Origin of the sequence: Massilia orientalis, from assembly GCF_030411975.2 — a bacterium.
GTDB lineage: Bacteria > Pseudomonadota > Gammaproteobacteria > Burkholderiales > Burkholderiaceae_D > Telluria > Telluria orientalis.
The window spans coordinates 1-16,089 of the sequence record NZ_JASNRB020000050.1 but is presented as its reverse complement, the minus strand read 5'-3'; the positions used below and the strand labels follow the sequence as shown (position 1 = coordinate 16,089).

Genomic DNA, 16,089 nt, shown 5'->3' with positions numbered 1-16,089 from the left:
TGAACGTTCGCGCCGGAACCACAACCAAACGACGTTGGGTCACCCGTCAGGGAACAACTAGGATTCTTGAGGCGAATGCCGCCACCAAGGGTCATATCCGTAGTCCAGGTAGCTTTGAGCTGGTTATCAAGGAGAGTGAAGTCCACAGCGCTTGCGCTGCCGACAGCAAAACACATTGCAACCAAGACGGCAGTACGTAATTGTAAATTATTTTTCATAAGCTTCTCTCGATTGCATCTTTAGCGGTCACTGATCCGACCCAGGTTTTCGCTAGTGTAAAAACTTTCCTTAAGTTGCGGAATGTCGCCTGAGGGCGCGGAAAACCACCGGAAATCTTTGTTCGCGCCGAATGGGACCGCGTCAACCATGAGGCGCCCGCTGTTAAAATCATACATAGAAATTTGGGGAATTACGCACGCTCCGCCGAGTTCCCAAGCAGGTGCTGGAGACGATTCTTTCCATTTCCAAACCTGATTCTGCGAATCGTAGTCTTCTCCTCCGACAGCGACCCAGGAATCCTCGTCGAGGTAAAGAAAACGTTTCGGATTGACGTGGCGGATGCCCGGTTTAACCGTTCCCTCGACGACCCAGACCCGATGCAGTTCATAACGCCTCAAATCAGCATTAATGACATTCGGCTGCGGAAAGGCGTCCTTCATGCTTTTACGGAAATCGTACATCCCAAATGAATTATATGGGACAAGCATTTCCTTTTTACCGACAAGTTTCCAGTTGAAACGGTCGGGGGCCCCGTAGAAGATGTTCGACTGGTCTACCGCGTATTGGTTTTCGTAGCCAAGCAGGGGAGCATCGTAATCGTATGACGGCAAACGACGTACGCGTCGTTGGCCGGTGAAGTAATAATAACTCTCTGTCGGCCTGTTAAAATAAAAGCGTTGTACAATTGCCTGTCCAGAAAGCGAAGCGGGCTCAATATAGCCATAATAGACGCCCTGATATAGTGCGTCCGGCCCGGGCTTGTTCTCGCCCTTCTTACCGTTCGGCCAAATCTGCCAGAAGTTGTAAACTGCGGTTACACCTTTATCGCTCCCTGGCGCTGGAGACACCCATGACCGGCCGATCGGAAATTCTTCCGCAAGCCCTTGATACCGCAAAAGATGGTTCCAGACTGCTTCGATGCCGTTTTTCGGAACGGGAAACGGGACCCCAGGAAGAGTAACCCCTTCCGCGGCCCAGCCGTTTGCACCGATCTTCGCATCGTGTGCATTCTTTTTGGTGTTTTCTTGAACGTAGTCCGGCATTTGGCACGTGCGATGAGAGGGGTATACGGGCATCGTAAAACCCTTTACCTCTTTGAGCATCTTCACTTGACCTGGGGATAGCTTGTCTTGGTATTTCGCTACGTTCGAGGCATCGATGATATACATCGGTTTCTCGTTCTTATATTTAAAGAAATCGCCGCGAAATTTTCCGTACGAATAGCCCGGCAGCTGCGCACTAGCGCCGTCGTACGCAGGAATGCTTCCGTCCTTGTTGCCGGCGATGGTCGCACCCGTTGATGTTAGATCCTTGCCGAGCTCGCCTGGATCCGACGCATAGGCCCAGGTCATCGCAAATACCGATGTGCTGCACGCGGCGAAACACGCCAATTTTTTCTTAAGCAACATGCACATACTCCTTTCAGTGTGAAAAAGAATTACTACCAGCGTCCTTTACAGGACTTCCGTCTGCGCCAGGTCGTCGATCGACCGCCGGATTGCCATTGAAGCGCGGCGTGTGGACTCTCATGTAGAGGATTCAAGGCTCGTCAAGCTTTCGGACGCTTGAACTTCCTCACGGCTACTCTGCCGGGGACACATGCGTAAACGAAACCCTTGGGGTGACTCCCCCGTCCAACGCTTGACTGCCTGCCGGAGGTTTGCGGCATCGCTGTAGCCGACCTGTTCTGCTATGCGATCTAGGGACCAGGACGTTTCTGTGAGATAGCGACGGACTTGATCGCCACGTACTTCCGCCACGAGTGTACTGAAGCGCGTATTCAGCTGGAGCAAACGACGCCGCAGCGTTCGCTGGGAAAGCAAAAGTTCGTCAGCGATCTCCGCGAGGGTTACGTGTTGGTACGTACGCTCTTCAAGTAGTTTGCGGACAGAGCCTAGCAACTGCTCATCTGCAGTTCCGCTCTGGGTCTTCCATCTTGCAGCAAGCGCAGCAGTATGTGCATGTGTGTTCACGTCTGTCTCCAGTATTTATCGCAATGCAAGTCGGTCGCATGACTGGCGATCGCGGCAACGGGCCGGGTCTAAGGGCCTTATCGCGTCATTTATTCGTAACAATATTGTGCTTTCTTGAGAAAATCCAGCGTTTTTTCGTAAATTCTTGGGCTATAGTTGCTCTAGTGCAATATTTGTCTCGGAAACATCATACGAATGTACGGCAATGTTCGGTCGTATGACTTAGTGCTATAATGCGCGCACCGGTTGATGCGGCACAGACATAGGTGGCTGTCGGGCCAGGTTTGATGCTTTCGGCCCAGTTGTCCGACTATTTCGTTGTAGCGTGGGATGCGCGGCAATCCAGATGCGGTGCCGGCGCTGATGCTTGCAAGAAATATATTATTTCAAAAGCAACTTATGATTAATTTTTCGATCGACGCGGATGCTTTTGCTATAGACGAAGCTCCAGGTACCCTGCAGCACCGTAAACGTGTAGGCAAATTAAAAACGATCGTCGAGGATGCCAAGCGCGTATTTGTGCGGGAGGGATATAGCGGGTTCACCCTACGCAAGGTAGCTAGCGAGGCCGAAGTGCCTCTTGGAACGCTGCAACATTACTTTTCGACAAGGGAGTTGCTCCTTCGCGCAGTTATCGTACAAACTATCGAAGAGTACAACGAGGGGTACGAGCGAATTGCGATGAGCGCCGCGCCCGCCGACAAGCGGCTGGAGGCGATAATGGATCAGATTTTGACCGAGATCCGCGATAGAGATACCAGGGTCTTTTTCCTTGAGATCTCGGCAGTCGCCTGCCATCACGCCTTCGCACGTCAAGCAGTTGAGCAAGCTCAACAAGCTTATCTAGGTACTTTGTCGCGTCTAGTCGGTGAGCTGAACCCGTCAATGGGCGCTCGCGAGTGCGAGTTAAGGGCTCTACTAATTGCGTCTCAGGTCGAAGGACTTATGATGTTTTCTCAGAGTATCGATGCGGACAGAATGCCGGACGCCGAGCCACTCCGCCGAGCGGTCATAATGGTTGCTAAGTCGTTGAGTAGCGCTGGTTGACTTGTTAGCCAATTCTTTTATTGGATCCTGGTATAAGGTCCTTTGATTGTCGTTGCAAGATTGAATGACGCGTGGTCATTGCGTCACTATTGCGTCAAGGATCGAGTGTCAGCCAGCATGCTGACTATCGAGCCCTGAACAGCCATCATGGGGCCTCTGGCACAAACTTCGCGGAACATTTATGCATTACGCTTGATGGTAGCTATCTCCGCCGCTACTCCGACAAGCGTTTGCACGCAGGCTAAACGGCTGTCCCAGATCAAACTGGGCAGTTGGAGCGTCTGAGTACCGCGGCTGTCGAGGTACCTGATAAATTGCCAAAGCGTTGCCGTAAGCGACACACGCCGCAACGCGGGCGGGATGTTCGCAGATTGTCGTACCTTCACTGAATGGCTTGTCGTGCATCCCATCTGAAGACGGATTGTGTCGCGCAAAGGGTTGGGTTCGATTCCAGGCGCGCGGTATGGCTCACGCACGCATGACTTCCTCTTTCGAAAACTGCTCGTCGTTGCGCTTGTTTGCCCGCACATTCTCCCCTGTCGTGCCGACGGGCACGAGGAAATGTTGGGGCTGTGGATCGAGCAAACTGAAGGCGCTAAATTCGGGCTCAAGGTTTTCAACGAACTGTAGAACCGCAGTATGGATGATATCCTGATCACCGCCGTCGGCAGCCTGCGCGGCTTCCCCGACGCCATGGAGGCCGTGTAACCACGGGCGCAGCTCTGGGCATCCATCTTGCGCCTGATTCGCAACTCGACCACCCTGGCAGCGTGGAAGGACCGCAAGCAGCTCGCGGCGACCTCAAACCCGTCTACCAGGCCGATAATGCCGATCTGGCTGAAGCGGCGCTCGGCGCCTTTGGTCCGGCCCGTGGGGCACCAAATTTCGGACCGTGGCCGCCATGTGGCGGAGCCAATGGCAGCAGGTGGTTCCTTTCTTTGCGTACCCGCCGGAAATGCCCTCAATCATTTATACAAAAAATGTCATTGAGAGCCTCCATATGCGCTTGCGTAATATCGTCAAGAACCGAGGCCACTTTCCCGCTGACGAAGCGGCGACCAAACTGCTTTACGTGGCTTCGCGCAATCCCGGGCGTGCTCGCTAATGGGCGCTGTGTTCGGGCTCGGCGTCACTCTGATCACCTTTGCCGGCGGGCACATGTTCAGCGGTTACGGAATGTTGATGCCGCTTGCCTGGCTGTGCCGTAAGAACAGCGTGAGCGACATGCCGGGGACACCGGCACGCTGCTGGTTCGGCAACCCGATCGGAGCGATCGTCTTGGCGGCGATCCTCGAACTAGCCAGCGGGGGCGGCGTTGTGCGCCCTGCCAAGCGCTTTCTGCTGGTCGAATACGATATCCCGCGCGGCTGCCTCGGCGCACGCTACACCGAAACCACCCCGGCTCCGCTAGACAGCGCGGCCACCGGCGCTGGAACACCGACCTCGAAGTCGGTCCCAGTGCTGCTGTCGCCCTCGGTCGCCTAGAAGCATAGGCCGCTGGCGGCGACATCAGGTGTATTCGACAAACCCGTCCTATCTGCAAAAGCTGGCCAGCTTCAGTCCCGCTTGCGAGGCGATATCGATCGCCAGCGAACTTGCCGCCGAGATCGTCGCAAGCATCAGAATGCTGACGCGGGGGGCCTTGCGCGCGAGCTCGTAACTGGCGCGGCTGGACATGAAGGCGAAGTCGCTGCGTAAGTCGATCTCGTGCATGACTAAGTGACCGATGAGCTTGTCGAGCGCATTGTGGCTGCCGATGTCTTCGAACACTACGGCGATGGCGCTGCTGGCCGCGCACCAGGCTGCAGCATGTACATTGCCGGTTTCGTGCATCAGCACTTGGTGCCGGGGTAGCTCCGCGGCTGCACGTGCGAGGGCATCGTCCACCTCCACGGGCAGCGCCGCCGGCGCCATCCTTGTGGGCGACATATCGAGCAGCGCCGGGCTTTCGATGCCTCGTACCCCGCAGCCGGTGCGTCCGGCCAGCGCGCGGCGCCGTCCTTTGATGCGCTGGAAGGCGGCCTGCGCAATCGTCAGCTCGACCCGGTCGCGTGCGCATGCATGCGCAGCTCGGCATCGCAGATCTGGGCAGGGAGTCGACCAGCCCCTCGGTCCGCGCAAAGCCGACCGCAAACGCCTCGAGATCGCGCGGTGTGACCATCACGATCACATGTGAAATAGCGTTGACCAACAGCACGAGCGGCATTTCCTCCGTCACGCTGTCATGGCTGGCGCTACGGCTGGCAGCACGGTGGTGCATGAGCGGCCTGACCCGGAAGCCGTCTTTTTCTGCAGACGCAACCGCGCCAGTCAGGATTACGCCGCGCAAGGCCGCGTCTTCTGTAATCGTATCGTTTATGGTGCTGATGGTATGGGATTAGTACCAAGCCCAGCGCGTACAGAACACGGCGGGGTGCAGAAATACAGGTCGGGTCTTGTCGCGTTGTAGAGCACCAAACACATTTTTCTGAATTGTTATCTCTCTAGCTTACGTCGGTAGACCAGCCCGCGAGCGCATCGAACTGGTCAGTAACTGACGTGAGCCAGCATTGCTGAGGACGACGTAGTCCATCATCTGCACGACCAACGCGGCAAAGGAAGACTCGACCTGTCGTCCGGCCGGCTGACAACGTGTGTGCATTTTTCATTCCGCTTTGCGTGGTGGCTTCGCCCTCACCAACGATGATCGCGTCCGCCGTGTACAAGCGGTGCGCTAACTGTTCTGGCGTCGCACCATTCTAATTTGCCTCATCCTGACCTTTAAAGAGTGCACGAATCTCATGGGATACGGCATCGTGCGTCGTGCTAACCTTGTCGCGCACAACGCCCGAATATGATGCGGTACACATTAGCGAGAGAAGAGCGAACCACGCCTTTTTAGTGAATTTCATGTAGCTCCTTTTAAGAGTGCAACGGGGCCGCAGATATATTTTTAATGCGGCCCAGATATGACGCAATAATTAGTCCTTTAGGACGGCTGCGAACTTTGCTGGCCGATACCGACGAAGCCATAACGCAAAACACACACCGCAAACCATCGCGATCGGGATGCCGATCGGTATCCTGTTGACCAAAGGGTTTTGACTTCCACTCAAATATTCGAAGTTATAAACTGCAATCACGAGCGCACCAATCAATCCGATAAATGAGAGAATCGGCGCGACGATGTGCTGCCAAATCTTCCGATCGGACCGGCCTCGGAAATACGACACAACCGCTAGAGCCGTAAGCGCTTGCAAGAACATCACTCCGACTGCAGCAAATCCGAGAGCGATCAACCCAAGACCGAGCATCGGGTGGAGGCCGAGATACGCTGCCCCGCATACTACGATTAGCGAAATAAGCGAGACCGCAAGGCTGGCTGCTGAGGGCGAACCGTGCTTCGGGTGCGCACGCCCGAGTGCGCTCGGCAAACACCCCTGGCGACCAAGGACGAACAGGTAGCGAGCTGCCACGTTGTGTAACGACAGCACCGTCGCGAACATGCTTGTCACGATCGCGGCCTGGATGACGTGCGTAAACGTTGCGTTCATGAACTTGTCGCTAAGCTTAAAATAAATTAGGCCAATGTCAGCCTCAGCAATACCTTTAATATTGTTCGGCCCTACCGCTCCCACGGTGATCCACGAAGTGAAGAAGTAAAAGATTCCAATGACGAAGATCGCAAGATATGTAGCACGCGCGACAGTCTTTTCCGGTGACTTTGCTTCCTCAGAGTAAAGCGCAGCGGACTCAATGCCAAAATAGCAGGTAAAAGCAAGAAGAATGGCGACTCCTGGCGCCCCTTGGCTCATACCACTCAGATTCAGGGACTGCATTGGCAACGCTGCACTGCCCATTTGCCCAACAATGCTTGTATCAAAAACCAGCAGTAAGACGAATTCGAGGACAATCACGGAAAAAACCGCCCGTGCACTAAAGTCGATTTTCCGAAGGCCAAGAATTCCCACTAGTGCCCACGCCCCGAGTGAGTATGTGATCCAGTGAAAATGGTAGCCAAGCAGTTCCCCTACCGAAGTCTGCATAACGAATCCAAGATAGCTTAGCCCTCCAGGCACGAACATCGTGTATGAGACTACCGCTACGCAGGCCGCGCCAAGTCCCGTAACCGATCCGAGGCCGCGCGCAATGTAAGCGTAGAAGGCGCCGCCGACAATCACTTCTCGGCTGATTGCGGAAAATCCCACCGCGAACAGCGCCATCACGGCGGTGACGACGACGAAAGCAAGTGGCAACGCTGTGCCGCTACCAAAGACCAATGCGACCGGCAGCACACCAATGACAGCAGCGAGTGGCGCGACGGCCGCGATGACGAACACTGCCAAGCGGAGGGTTCCCAAAGTACGGGGAAGAGCGACGCGTCCGTCCGCAGTGTCTGGACTAGCGACCGATACGCTATTAACAATTGCTTTTGTCATAAAATTCTCCGAGGCATTTGGGACATATTAGACAGTTGCCGCTCCAAGCACAGCCTTTGTCTCTAGAAACTCGTCAAAGCCCCACGCGCCCCATTCACGGCCATTTCCAGATTGCTTATACCCCCCCCACGGGGCGGCCATATCAACATTTGCGCCATTGAGATGAACCATACCAGTGCGCAAGCGATAAGCAATAGCTTGAGCTTCCTCAATGGTCGCGCCGTAGACGTATCCAGAAAGTCCGAAGGGGGAATCGTTCGCAATGTCGATTGCTTCTTCCACGGTAGCGTATGGAAGAATCGTAAGCACGGGACCGAAGATCTCCTCGCGCGCAATCGTCATTTGCTTGCGTACACGACTGAACACCGTTGGCTTGACGAAATATCCCCGCGTGCATCCAGCGGGCTTGCCTGCCCCGCCCGTGACTAGATAGGCCCCTTCGGCCACACCCAGCTCGATCATTTCTACGACGCGTTTGTACTGGCGTGCGTTGGCAATCGGTCCCATGAACGTGTCGGCAGCAAGCGGATCGCCAACAACCAGCGATTCGCAGATGCGTTTTGCGATTGCTTCGACTTCCTCCAGCCGATCTTGCGGTACCAACATACGCGATGGGGCCACACATGTTTGACCCGAGTTATGCATCATCGTGGTGACGCCGTGGGCGACCGCCTTTTCAAGGTCGGCTGTTGGCAGGATGATATTGGCTGACTTACCGCCGAGTTCCAATGAAACGCGCTTGATAGAATCGGCCGCTGCTTTCGTGACACTGGCACCGGCAGCATTCGATCCAGTTAGAGACACCATGTCAACCTGTGGATGCGAGGCCAGCAATTCGCCAAACGCTGCGCCTGAACCCTGCACCATATTGAACACCCCAGCCGGCACGCCCGCATCGTGCAGAATCTCGGCCATCAGCGCGGCAGAGTACGGCGCATTTTGGCTCGGCTTCAATACCACGCTGCAGCCAACCGCAAGCGCCGGCGCCACTTTGCAAGCGATCTGATTAATCGGCCAGTTCCACGGCGTGATAAGTGCACACACGCCCACGGGCTCACGCACAATACGTGTTGTCCCTTGAACGCGGTCGAACTTGAAGTCGCCAGCAATAGCCAGTGCGGTTTGGAAGTGCCAAAGCCCTGTCTGCGCTTGCAAGGGCTTGGAGAGCGTCTCTAGTGGAGCACCCATTTCGGCGGTGATTGCCTCGGCCATATCACTTAGACGACGCTCATATTCGGCGCATATAGCCTCCAAAAGTTCGTTGCGTTGTCCTTGGGGCAATGCAGCGTACTTAGGGAAAGCGCGAGCGGCAGCGTACACTGCTCTATGTACGTCCGCGTCCGTTCCGTAGGCTACGACGCCGGCGACTTCACCGGTAGCAGGGTTGATGATATCGTGTTTAGTACCGCCTGCTTCGGGCTCTACCCAACGGCCTTCGATATAGAAGTTTAAAAGATGATCAGCAGAAACCATAATGGACTTTCGAGAGAATTCGATTGATTAAAAGCTGTTTTGATGTAATACGATGAAGGTCACGTACGAGCACAAAGAGATTGTGCTGGCGAGTTTAATAAATGATTACGATAGGCAGGACACTCGCGCGACGCGAGGTGCTTTGTGGCCATGTAGGACGGCAACGATCGCAGCGGAACAGGTTCGTCCCAACAAATGTGGGATGTCATCTGCGCACGCCAATCGATCTGATGAAGTGCTCTTAGCCCGCGAGTGGGACTGTCTACTGCAAAAGAAAAGCCGGGGCGCTTGCTTATAACTAGGCATCTGGGCTGCAACCACGGGGAGATTGGACCGTCGAGTCCTGAGCTACGTATCGACATCCGAACAGGAGCGATTGCATGGCCGGAGCGGGAAAACTCTCGCGTTTTTCTCCGGAGGGCGCGGTCAATGCTCGGAACTGTCGGTCGTACGCTCTTCACCTGGCGCGTCAAAAAATCGATCGCCTATTGGCCAAGCAAAGCTACTGCCCGCGAACGGGCAGTTAGACGTAGGAAGTGGTGATGGCCAACCAATCATCTAGTCTGTCTTACAGGACTATCACGCAGGTGATCGCGAAAACAGCTCTCGTACCTGACGGCCTGCGCGCAAACCACTCTCGACCGCCCCATCAATGTATTCATTGAGTCCTCCGGCAGTCGATGCCCCCGCGAGAAACACTCGGCCTTCTGGCACAGCCAATTCTTGGGCGAGACTCATCTGTCCAACGCGGTACGCTCCCCATGCTTGTTGGGAATAAGGATCGTTCGCCCAGTCGTATCCAGACAGGCCAACGAGCTTGGCGTTCGGGAAGAGGCGCTGTACCTGCTTCTCTACCTCATCGGCATCATTGATGTCGATCAGCTTGCGTCGTCCAGGGGTTATAGAAAGAATTGTCCCAACTTCGTCGCTGTTCTTGATCGTCTGCACTACTGTCAGAGGATTGGGATCGGCGCAAAAGGCGAAAGTGTTGCCGTAATTTTTTTCAAGCTGCACGAAAACTTTGGCGCCATTGGACATTTCTCCCTGATCAATATACTTGCGCTTTGCCGGAGACAATGCGGGAATGAACTGGATGCGCTTGTACGTGTTCGTCGGCACCGTCACCACGACCGCGCGGGCCGTAACTTTACGTCCATCCTCGGTAGTGACGATTACATGATCACGCTCTTGGCGAACTTGATTTACTGCGGACGAGAACCTTACTTCTGCCTTGCTATGCTGAATCATCGATTTTAAAAGACCGAGGGTTCCGCCTTTGCCAATGCGATAGCGCCGATCCGCATCATTGAAAGTGTAATAGTCCCAGCTCATACAGGAGAAGCACTTAACAAATGCAAGGTAGCTGTATTCGCTGATAGGACCGGCGCCGTACAGCGTCATTTCAGCGTTCAAAATCGCCGTTTGCACTTCGTTCAAACCAAGTTTCGCAATATGGTCTGCCGCAGATATGTTTTCGAGCTCTCGTACTTTTGGATTGGTCAGTGGTTCGTATGGTCGCGGGAACAGCTCTCGGGCCCCCGCGGTGAATTTGTCCATGCCGTCTTTGTCATAAGCGTCAAGCTGTTCAGTCGTGAGCTCCTTCACTCGGCCATCCGGCAGCATAACTAACGCGCGATCTACATTAGCGATCTGTTCTTCCTCGACGCCGTGACCATAGCGCTCGACTTCTGCCCAGACATGCGGTTCGGCCCAATGCACCCACGCGCCGCCATATTCGACGTTTTGTCCTGCAAAGTGTCCACTGTACGTGCGTCCGCCTAGTCTAGTGCTCGCCTCGAGCAAAATAACTTTATTGCCTTCTACGCCAAGCTCGCGCGCGGCTGTGACTCCTGCAAAGCCGGCTCCAATGACGATCACATCCGCATCGAATTTATGCTTGCCACGCTGAGCGTCACAAGCAGAGTGTTTAGTATCAAGAACACTTTTGGCTGAAGGAGGAACCGAAGGTTGACCATGTGGCGGTTTGGCGCCGAGCACACTCGTGGCTGGCAGAGCAGCCGCAGCGCCAAGAAACAATCGGCGACCTTTGAAATTGGGTTTTCCGGTATCTCCGCTCATTCCTTGCTCCCTGAAAGCTGTTTGAGGTAAGCAATGACCGCTGCCCGATCATCAGGTTTCTTTAGCCCCGTAAAAGCCATGCTAGTTCCGGGGTACGCTTCTGACGGCGCCATCAAGAAAGAATTCAATGCCGCAGGCGTCCAGCTACCTTTTGCCTTCTGCAAGGCTGCACTGTAGTGAAAACCTGGCGATTTTCCGATCGGACGATCGACAACTGAACGCAGATTCGGACCTACCGTAAAGCTGCCGCTGGGTTCAATGGAGTGACAGGCTGCACAAGTCATGAAGATCTTCCGCCCCCGATCTACACTACACGCTTCTGGCGATGCGCACTCCGCGGCATTCGCTAGCGAAGCCGCAAACATTAACGATGTCCAAAAACAAAATTTGAAAACACGCATTTATATTTCCCTCAAACTTTCAACAGTTAAGCAAATTTATTAGCAACTGAGTCTCGTCCAGCAGGCGTACAGTGCTGCCAGCCATCACCATAACGATTCCGATTGGTCGCCTGTTAGCGTTCCAGCTCCGATCACCACTCAACATTTTCGCGTCTGGATACGCCTATAGAGTCTGCGTTTCCGTAGACGAATACATCCATCCTAGCGACGATGTTTGACTCACTGGAGGTGGAAGGCGGCCAAACAGAGATCGCAAGTGAAGTTAGCGCCACCACCTGCATCACATTGGCGCTGGAACCGCATAGCTCAACGTCCTGTTCGTCGCTATCGCCGCACTACTGGTATGCGCCGGTTGGTCCGTAATGTCGAATTCCCAGCGTTCAGATTGGCGTAAGCGCATTTCAACGTGATCGCGCCGGGATGATTGGCTTCGTCCCGAAGCCATCCTCAGTGATCTCGTTGACAAAACTGTCTGGGGTCTACAAGGGGATGTGATGTGAAATCAGCTGAGCGCCTAGTGACCGAACCCGTGGGGCGGACTTGCTCCATACGCACCGTCACAGGCGTGCCGAGCAGCGTAAAGCGATCCAGAATCCTGGGCACGGACCCGCAGCTCGGCGACCTGACGATCGAAATCTCGTGCCATGACGCGTCCGCTAAGAGTTTGAGACAGCGCATTTTGGTTTCGACGCGGCTTCGCTGGTCGCAATCAGTCTTTCCGACCAAGGTGGCGCGTCGGCGTCAGAATGGCGTTACACGCGGCCGCGCAGGAGCCCTACGCCTATCAGTGGCCTGCAACCTGCTTAATTGTGATCTTGAAAAGTGCCATCGGTGTGGGCGTAACGAAATAACAAGATTCTGTCGCCGCTAGATACCTTACTACAAAATTCAACTTAATTTACTACATTTCTGTAGCTGAAGCATTTGAAACGTCGTAGAATCGCCAAGGCATCAAAAGTCGAAGTGCTAAGCGTCATCTTTGAGCCTCTCATTGTCACAATGAGCATCCCCGTTCAACCTTCCGTAGTTGCGGACTTGAACAGCTGCTGCGAACAGCCAGGCGACCCGTGCTAGAGGCCGGGTCGAGGCCACACGAATTTTCTTGTATTGGAGGTACCCGTGAACAAACCCGTGATGGGCGGCGTCGCCGCACTGAACGTCCCAGCTTACATCAAGCACAATAAACTCATCAATTGGGTGGCCGAGATCGCGGCCCTCACGAAGCCCGACGCCATCTACTGGTGCGATGGCTCCGAAGAAGAGTACGACCGTCTGTGCGCACAGATGGTCGAAGCCGGCACGATGAAGCGCCTGAACCCGGAGAAGCGCCCGAATTCGTACCTGGCCTGTTCCGACCCGAGCGACGTGGCGCGCGTCGAAGACCGCACCTTCATCTGCTCCGCCACGAAGGAGCAGGCGGGTCCGACCAATAACTGGACCGATCCGAACGAGATGCGCCAGACCCTGAACGGCCTGTTCGACGGCTGCATGGCTGGTCGCACGATGTACGTCGTGCCGTTCTCGATGGGTCCGCTGGGCTCGCCGATCGCACACATCGGCGTGGAACTGTCCGATTCGCCGTATGTCGCCGTCAACATGCGCATCATGACCCGCATGGGCAAGGCCGTGTACGACGTGCTGGGCAGCGACGGCGATTTCGTGCCGTGCGTGCATACCGTCGGCATGCCGTTGCAGGCGGGCCAGCAGGACGTGCGCTGGCCGTGCAACGCGACCAAGTACATCGTGCATTATCCGGAAACGCGCGAGATCTGGTCGTTCGGCTCGGGCTACGGCGGCAACGCGCTGCTGGGCAAGAAATGCTTCGCGCTGCGCATCGCCTCCAACATGGGTTACCAGGACGCGCAGCAGGGCGGTCCGGGCTGGCTGGCCGAGCACATGCTGATCCTGGGCGTGGAATCGCCGCAGGGCGACAAGAAATACGTCGCGGCCGCGTTCCCGTCCGCTTGCGGCAAGACGAACTTCGCGATGCTGATCCCGCCCGCCGGCTTCGAAGGCTGGAAGGTGACGACCATCGGCGACGACATCGCCTGGATCAAGCCGGGCGCGGACGGCAAGCTGTACGCCATCAACCCGGAAGCGGGCTACTTCGGCGTCGCCCCGGGCACGAACGAAAAGACGAATCCGAACTGCATGGCCTCGCTGCGCGAAAACGTCATCTTCACGAACGTGGCGCTGACCGACGACGGCGACGTGTGGTGGGAAGGCATGACGAAGGAAGCCCCGGCGCACCTGATCGACTGGCAAGGCAAGGACTGGACCCCGGCGTCCGGCACCAAGGCCGCGCACCCGAACGCGCGCTTCACCGTCGCCGCCACGCAGAACCCGGTGATCGACCCGGCCTGGGACGATCCGGCCGGCGTGCCGATCTCGGCCTTCATCTTCGGCGGCCGCCGCTCGACGACGGTGCCGCTCGTGACGGAAGCCCGCAACTGGACGGAAGGCGTGTACATGGCCGCCACGATGGGCTCGGAAACGACGGCTGCCGCCGCCGGCCAGATGGGCATCGTGCGCCGCGACCCGTACGCGATGCTGCCGTTCATCGGCTACAACATGAGCGATTACTTCCAGCACTGGCTGGATCTGGGCAAGAAAGTGCAGGCGAAGAATGCCGCGGCGCTGCCGAAGATCTTCTGTGTCAACTGGTTCCGCACCGACGACAACGGCAAGTTCGTGTGGCCGGGCTACGGCGACAACATGCGCGTCCTGAAATGGATCCTGGACCGCAGCCAGGGCCAGGGCGGTGGTGTCGAGCACATGTTCGGCACCACGCCGACGTACGGCGACCTGAACTGGACTGGCATCGAGTTCACGAACCAGCAATTCGACCAGATCACGTCGATCGACAAGGACGCGTGGCGCGAGGAACTGAAGCTGCACAGCGAGCTGTTCGACAAGCTGGCTTACCGCCTGCCGCAGGAACTAGTAGCGAGTAAGCAACGCCTAGAACAGCGTCTCGACAAGTAAGCGAAAGTACGCGGCTGCCCACCAGCAGCCCTTCGAAAAAAACGGCCCTACCCCTGCCTTTTTATTGAGCCTGCGATGGTCATACCATCCGCATGCTTGCGCCGATAGGTGCTAAGGGGCTGAGCTTGGCGACTGGCGACGTTTATGCACAGAATAAGCGGCTGATGCGGAGTTACGAAACGAGTGATGAATGCGCACAGGCCCGTGCAGCGCTACATCGGCGAACTCCTGGCCGGCAAAACGGGCCTGCGCGGCAAGACTTCAAACAGACCGGCGAGGCAGCGACGGACTGCCGCCAGCGCATCCTCGACATCCAACCGGCCAGTGCCGGTCTTCCTGGGCTCGAAAAACGAGGTTGCGGTAGTGACCACGTACCATGCGAAATAATGAATGTGCTGTTCCGTGAGAATTGAATTTGGCGACTGCCGCTATCGTAATGTTAACTGTTAGACGACCAATGTTTCTAAATACTCAGCGGAGAAAATCAGTTTTCGCCAATTCAATTGCAGCAGCTGACTAAATTGCAGCACTCCCTGCGAAAGTATATGTTTCGGAAGAAAAGTTTGTTGCACAAAGGGGCCCCGTAGTGCGCAGCATATTCGAAAATCCTCGATTATGCGGCACTCGATCCGGCAAATCAAAAGATCGTGCGTCCCCTACATTGGCGTACATCAATCTGAATTCGCGTCGTGAACCTGGATGGCAGCATTGAAATATTATTTCAACAGCCTTGGATCTCATGGCGACCCATGCTCTGTCGCATAGATTTTTGTAAGTGTCCTAGTTTTTATAAGGGTGCGTAGTTCTTATTGAACACCTCGGCAATCCTAGTTATCTGTGTACTTCCTAAGTGAGGAATGTCGCGCCACAGCATAACGCTCTTGTAATGTATGCGTGATCCGAAGGCGTGCAAAATCATTCGAAGAAGCCGACATTATCGTCGTCGCCTGCATCAACAATTAAAATTCGGGAGCACCGAGCGCGCTCAAAATGGTGTGGGTCAGGATTCGCTTTAGAGATATCGAAAACGCATCCCCGGCGAATTTTGTCGCTCGCCTAAAACTTGCTCGCTTGAGCTCTATAGCTCTAAACAGTGCTTTTTCTACGGAGTGTAACCATGGCACTTGTATCTCTGCGTGAACTGCTGGACCACGCCGCCGAACACGGCTACGGCCTCCCGGCGTTTAACGTCAACAACCTGGAACAGGTCCAGGCCATCATGGCCGCGGCCGACCAGACCGGCAGCCCGGTGATCATGCAGGCCTCGGCCGGCGCCCGCAAATATGCCGGCGAAGCCTTCCTGCGCCACCTGATCGACGCCGCCGTCGAGGCCTACCCGCACATCCCGGTCGTGATGCACCAGGACCACGGCCAGTCGCCGGCCGTCTGCATGGCCGCGATCCGCTCGGGCTTCACCTCCGTCATGATGGACGGCTCGCTGGAAGCGGACGGCAAGTCCGTCGCCTCCTACGACTACAACGTCGAGGTGTCGAA

Annotated in this window: 10 protein-coding genes and 4 pseudogenes; 5 read left to right on the top strand and 9 right to left on the bottom strand. The window is 55.8% G+C overall.

What is annotated here, in order from left to right; genetic code table 11:
• The 3 genes from QPK29_RS32715 to QPK29_RS32705 all read right to left on the bottom strand — a co-directional run.
• A partial coding sequence (locus tag QPK29_RS32715) for a DUF1302 family protein (RefSeq protein WP_400189931.1) occupies positions 1-218 on the bottom strand: 218 nt, incomplete at its 3' end.
• 21 nt (positions 219-239) lie between these two features.
• Entirely contained in the window at positions 240-1,628 is a 1,389-nt protein-coding gene (locus QPK29_RS32710; RefSeq protein ID WP_371772201.1) for a DUF1329 domain-containing protein, read from the bottom strand.
• A 117-nt stretch (positions 1,629-1,745) separates the two neighbouring features.
• The gene (locus QPK29_RS32705; RefSeq protein ID WP_371772202.1) at positions 1,746-2,192 is read right to left on the bottom strand and encodes a helix-turn-helix domain-containing protein; all 447 of its coding nucleotides are present in this window, start codon (positions 2,190-2,192) and stop codon (positions 1,746-1,748) included.
• 330 nt (positions 2,193-2,522) lie between these two features.
• On the opposite strand from QPK29_RS32705, the gene QPK29_RS32700 reads away from it, so the two are divergent.
• The 3 genes and pseudogenes from QPK29_RS32700 to QPK29_RS32690 form a co-directional block, all read left to right on the top strand.
• Positions 2,523-3,239, top strand: a complete 717-nt coding sequence (locus QPK29_RS32700; RefSeq protein ID WP_371772203.1) for a TetR/AcrR family transcriptional regulator — start codon at positions 2,523-2,525, stop codon at positions 3,237-3,239.
• A 531-nt stretch (positions 3,240-3,770) separates the two neighbouring features.
• Positions 3,771-4,326: pseudogene (locus tag QPK29_RS32695) on the top strand (transposase); the annotation flags it as partial.
• A gap of 17 nt (positions 4,327-4,343) precedes the next feature.
• Positions 4,344-4,538, top strand: a pseudogene (locus QPK29_RS32690) (formate/nitrite transporter family protein); the annotation flags it as partial.
• Positions 4,539-4,772: 234 nt separating this feature from the next.
• Here the strand turns inward: QPK29_RS32690 and fdhD are convergent.
• From fdhD to QPK29_RS32660, 6 genes and pseudogenes are all read right to left on the bottom strand, one after another.
• A pseudogene (fdhD, locus tag QPK29_RS32685) lies at positions 4,773-5,499 on the bottom strand (formate dehydrogenase accessory sulfurtransferase FdhD).
• 700 nt (positions 5,500-6,199) lie between these two features.
• A complete protein-coding gene (locus tag QPK29_RS32680; RefSeq protein WP_371772204.1) occupies positions 6,200-7,657 on the bottom strand; it encodes an APC family permease in 1,458 nt (485 codons plus the stop codon).
• 27 nt (positions 7,658-7,684) lie between these two features.
• Positions 7,685-9,130 carry an aldehyde dehydrogenase family protein gene (locus QPK29_RS32675; protein ID WP_371772205.1) on the bottom strand — a complete coding sequence of 482 codons (1,446 nt, stop codon included), beginning with the start codon at positions 9,128-9,130 and terminating at the stop codon, positions 7,685-7,687.
• Positions 9,131-9,709: 579 nt separating this feature from the next.
• On the bottom strand, positions 9,710-11,209 hold the full coding sequence (locus QPK29_RS32670) for a flavin monoamine oxidase family protein (RefSeq protein ID WP_371772206.1): 1,500 nt from the start codon (positions 11,207-11,209) through the stop codon (positions 9,710-9,712).
• Positions 11,206-11,574, bottom strand: coding sequence for a c-type cytochrome (locus QPK29_RS32665; RefSeq protein WP_400189933.1), 369 nt, complete (start codon positions 11,572-11,574; stop codon positions 11,206-11,208). Before QPK29_RS32665 ends, QPK29_RS32670 begins: the two co-directional genes overlap by 4 nt.
• Positions 11,575-12,162: 588 nt before the next feature.
• A pseudogene (locus QPK29_RS32660) lies at positions 12,163-12,376 on the bottom strand (IS5/IS1182 family transposase); the annotation flags it as partial.
• Between the two features lie 353 nt (positions 12,377-12,729).
• Here QPK29_RS32660 and QPK29_RS32655 point away from each other — a divergent pair.
• Together QPK29_RS32655 and QPK29_RS32650 are read left to right on the top strand one after the other, a co-directional pair.
• Positions 12,730-14,595: a phosphoenolpyruvate carboxykinase (GTP) gene (locus QPK29_RS32655; RefSeq protein WP_371772208.1), complete on the top strand. Its 1,866-nt coding sequence runs from the start codon at positions 12,730-12,732 to the stop codon at positions 14,593-14,595.
• 1,117 nt (positions 14,596-15,712) lie between these two features.
• A partial coding sequence (locus QPK29_RS32650; RefSeq protein WP_400189929.1) for a class II fructose-bisphosphate aldolase occupies positions 15,713-16,089 on the top strand: 377 nt, incomplete at its 3' end.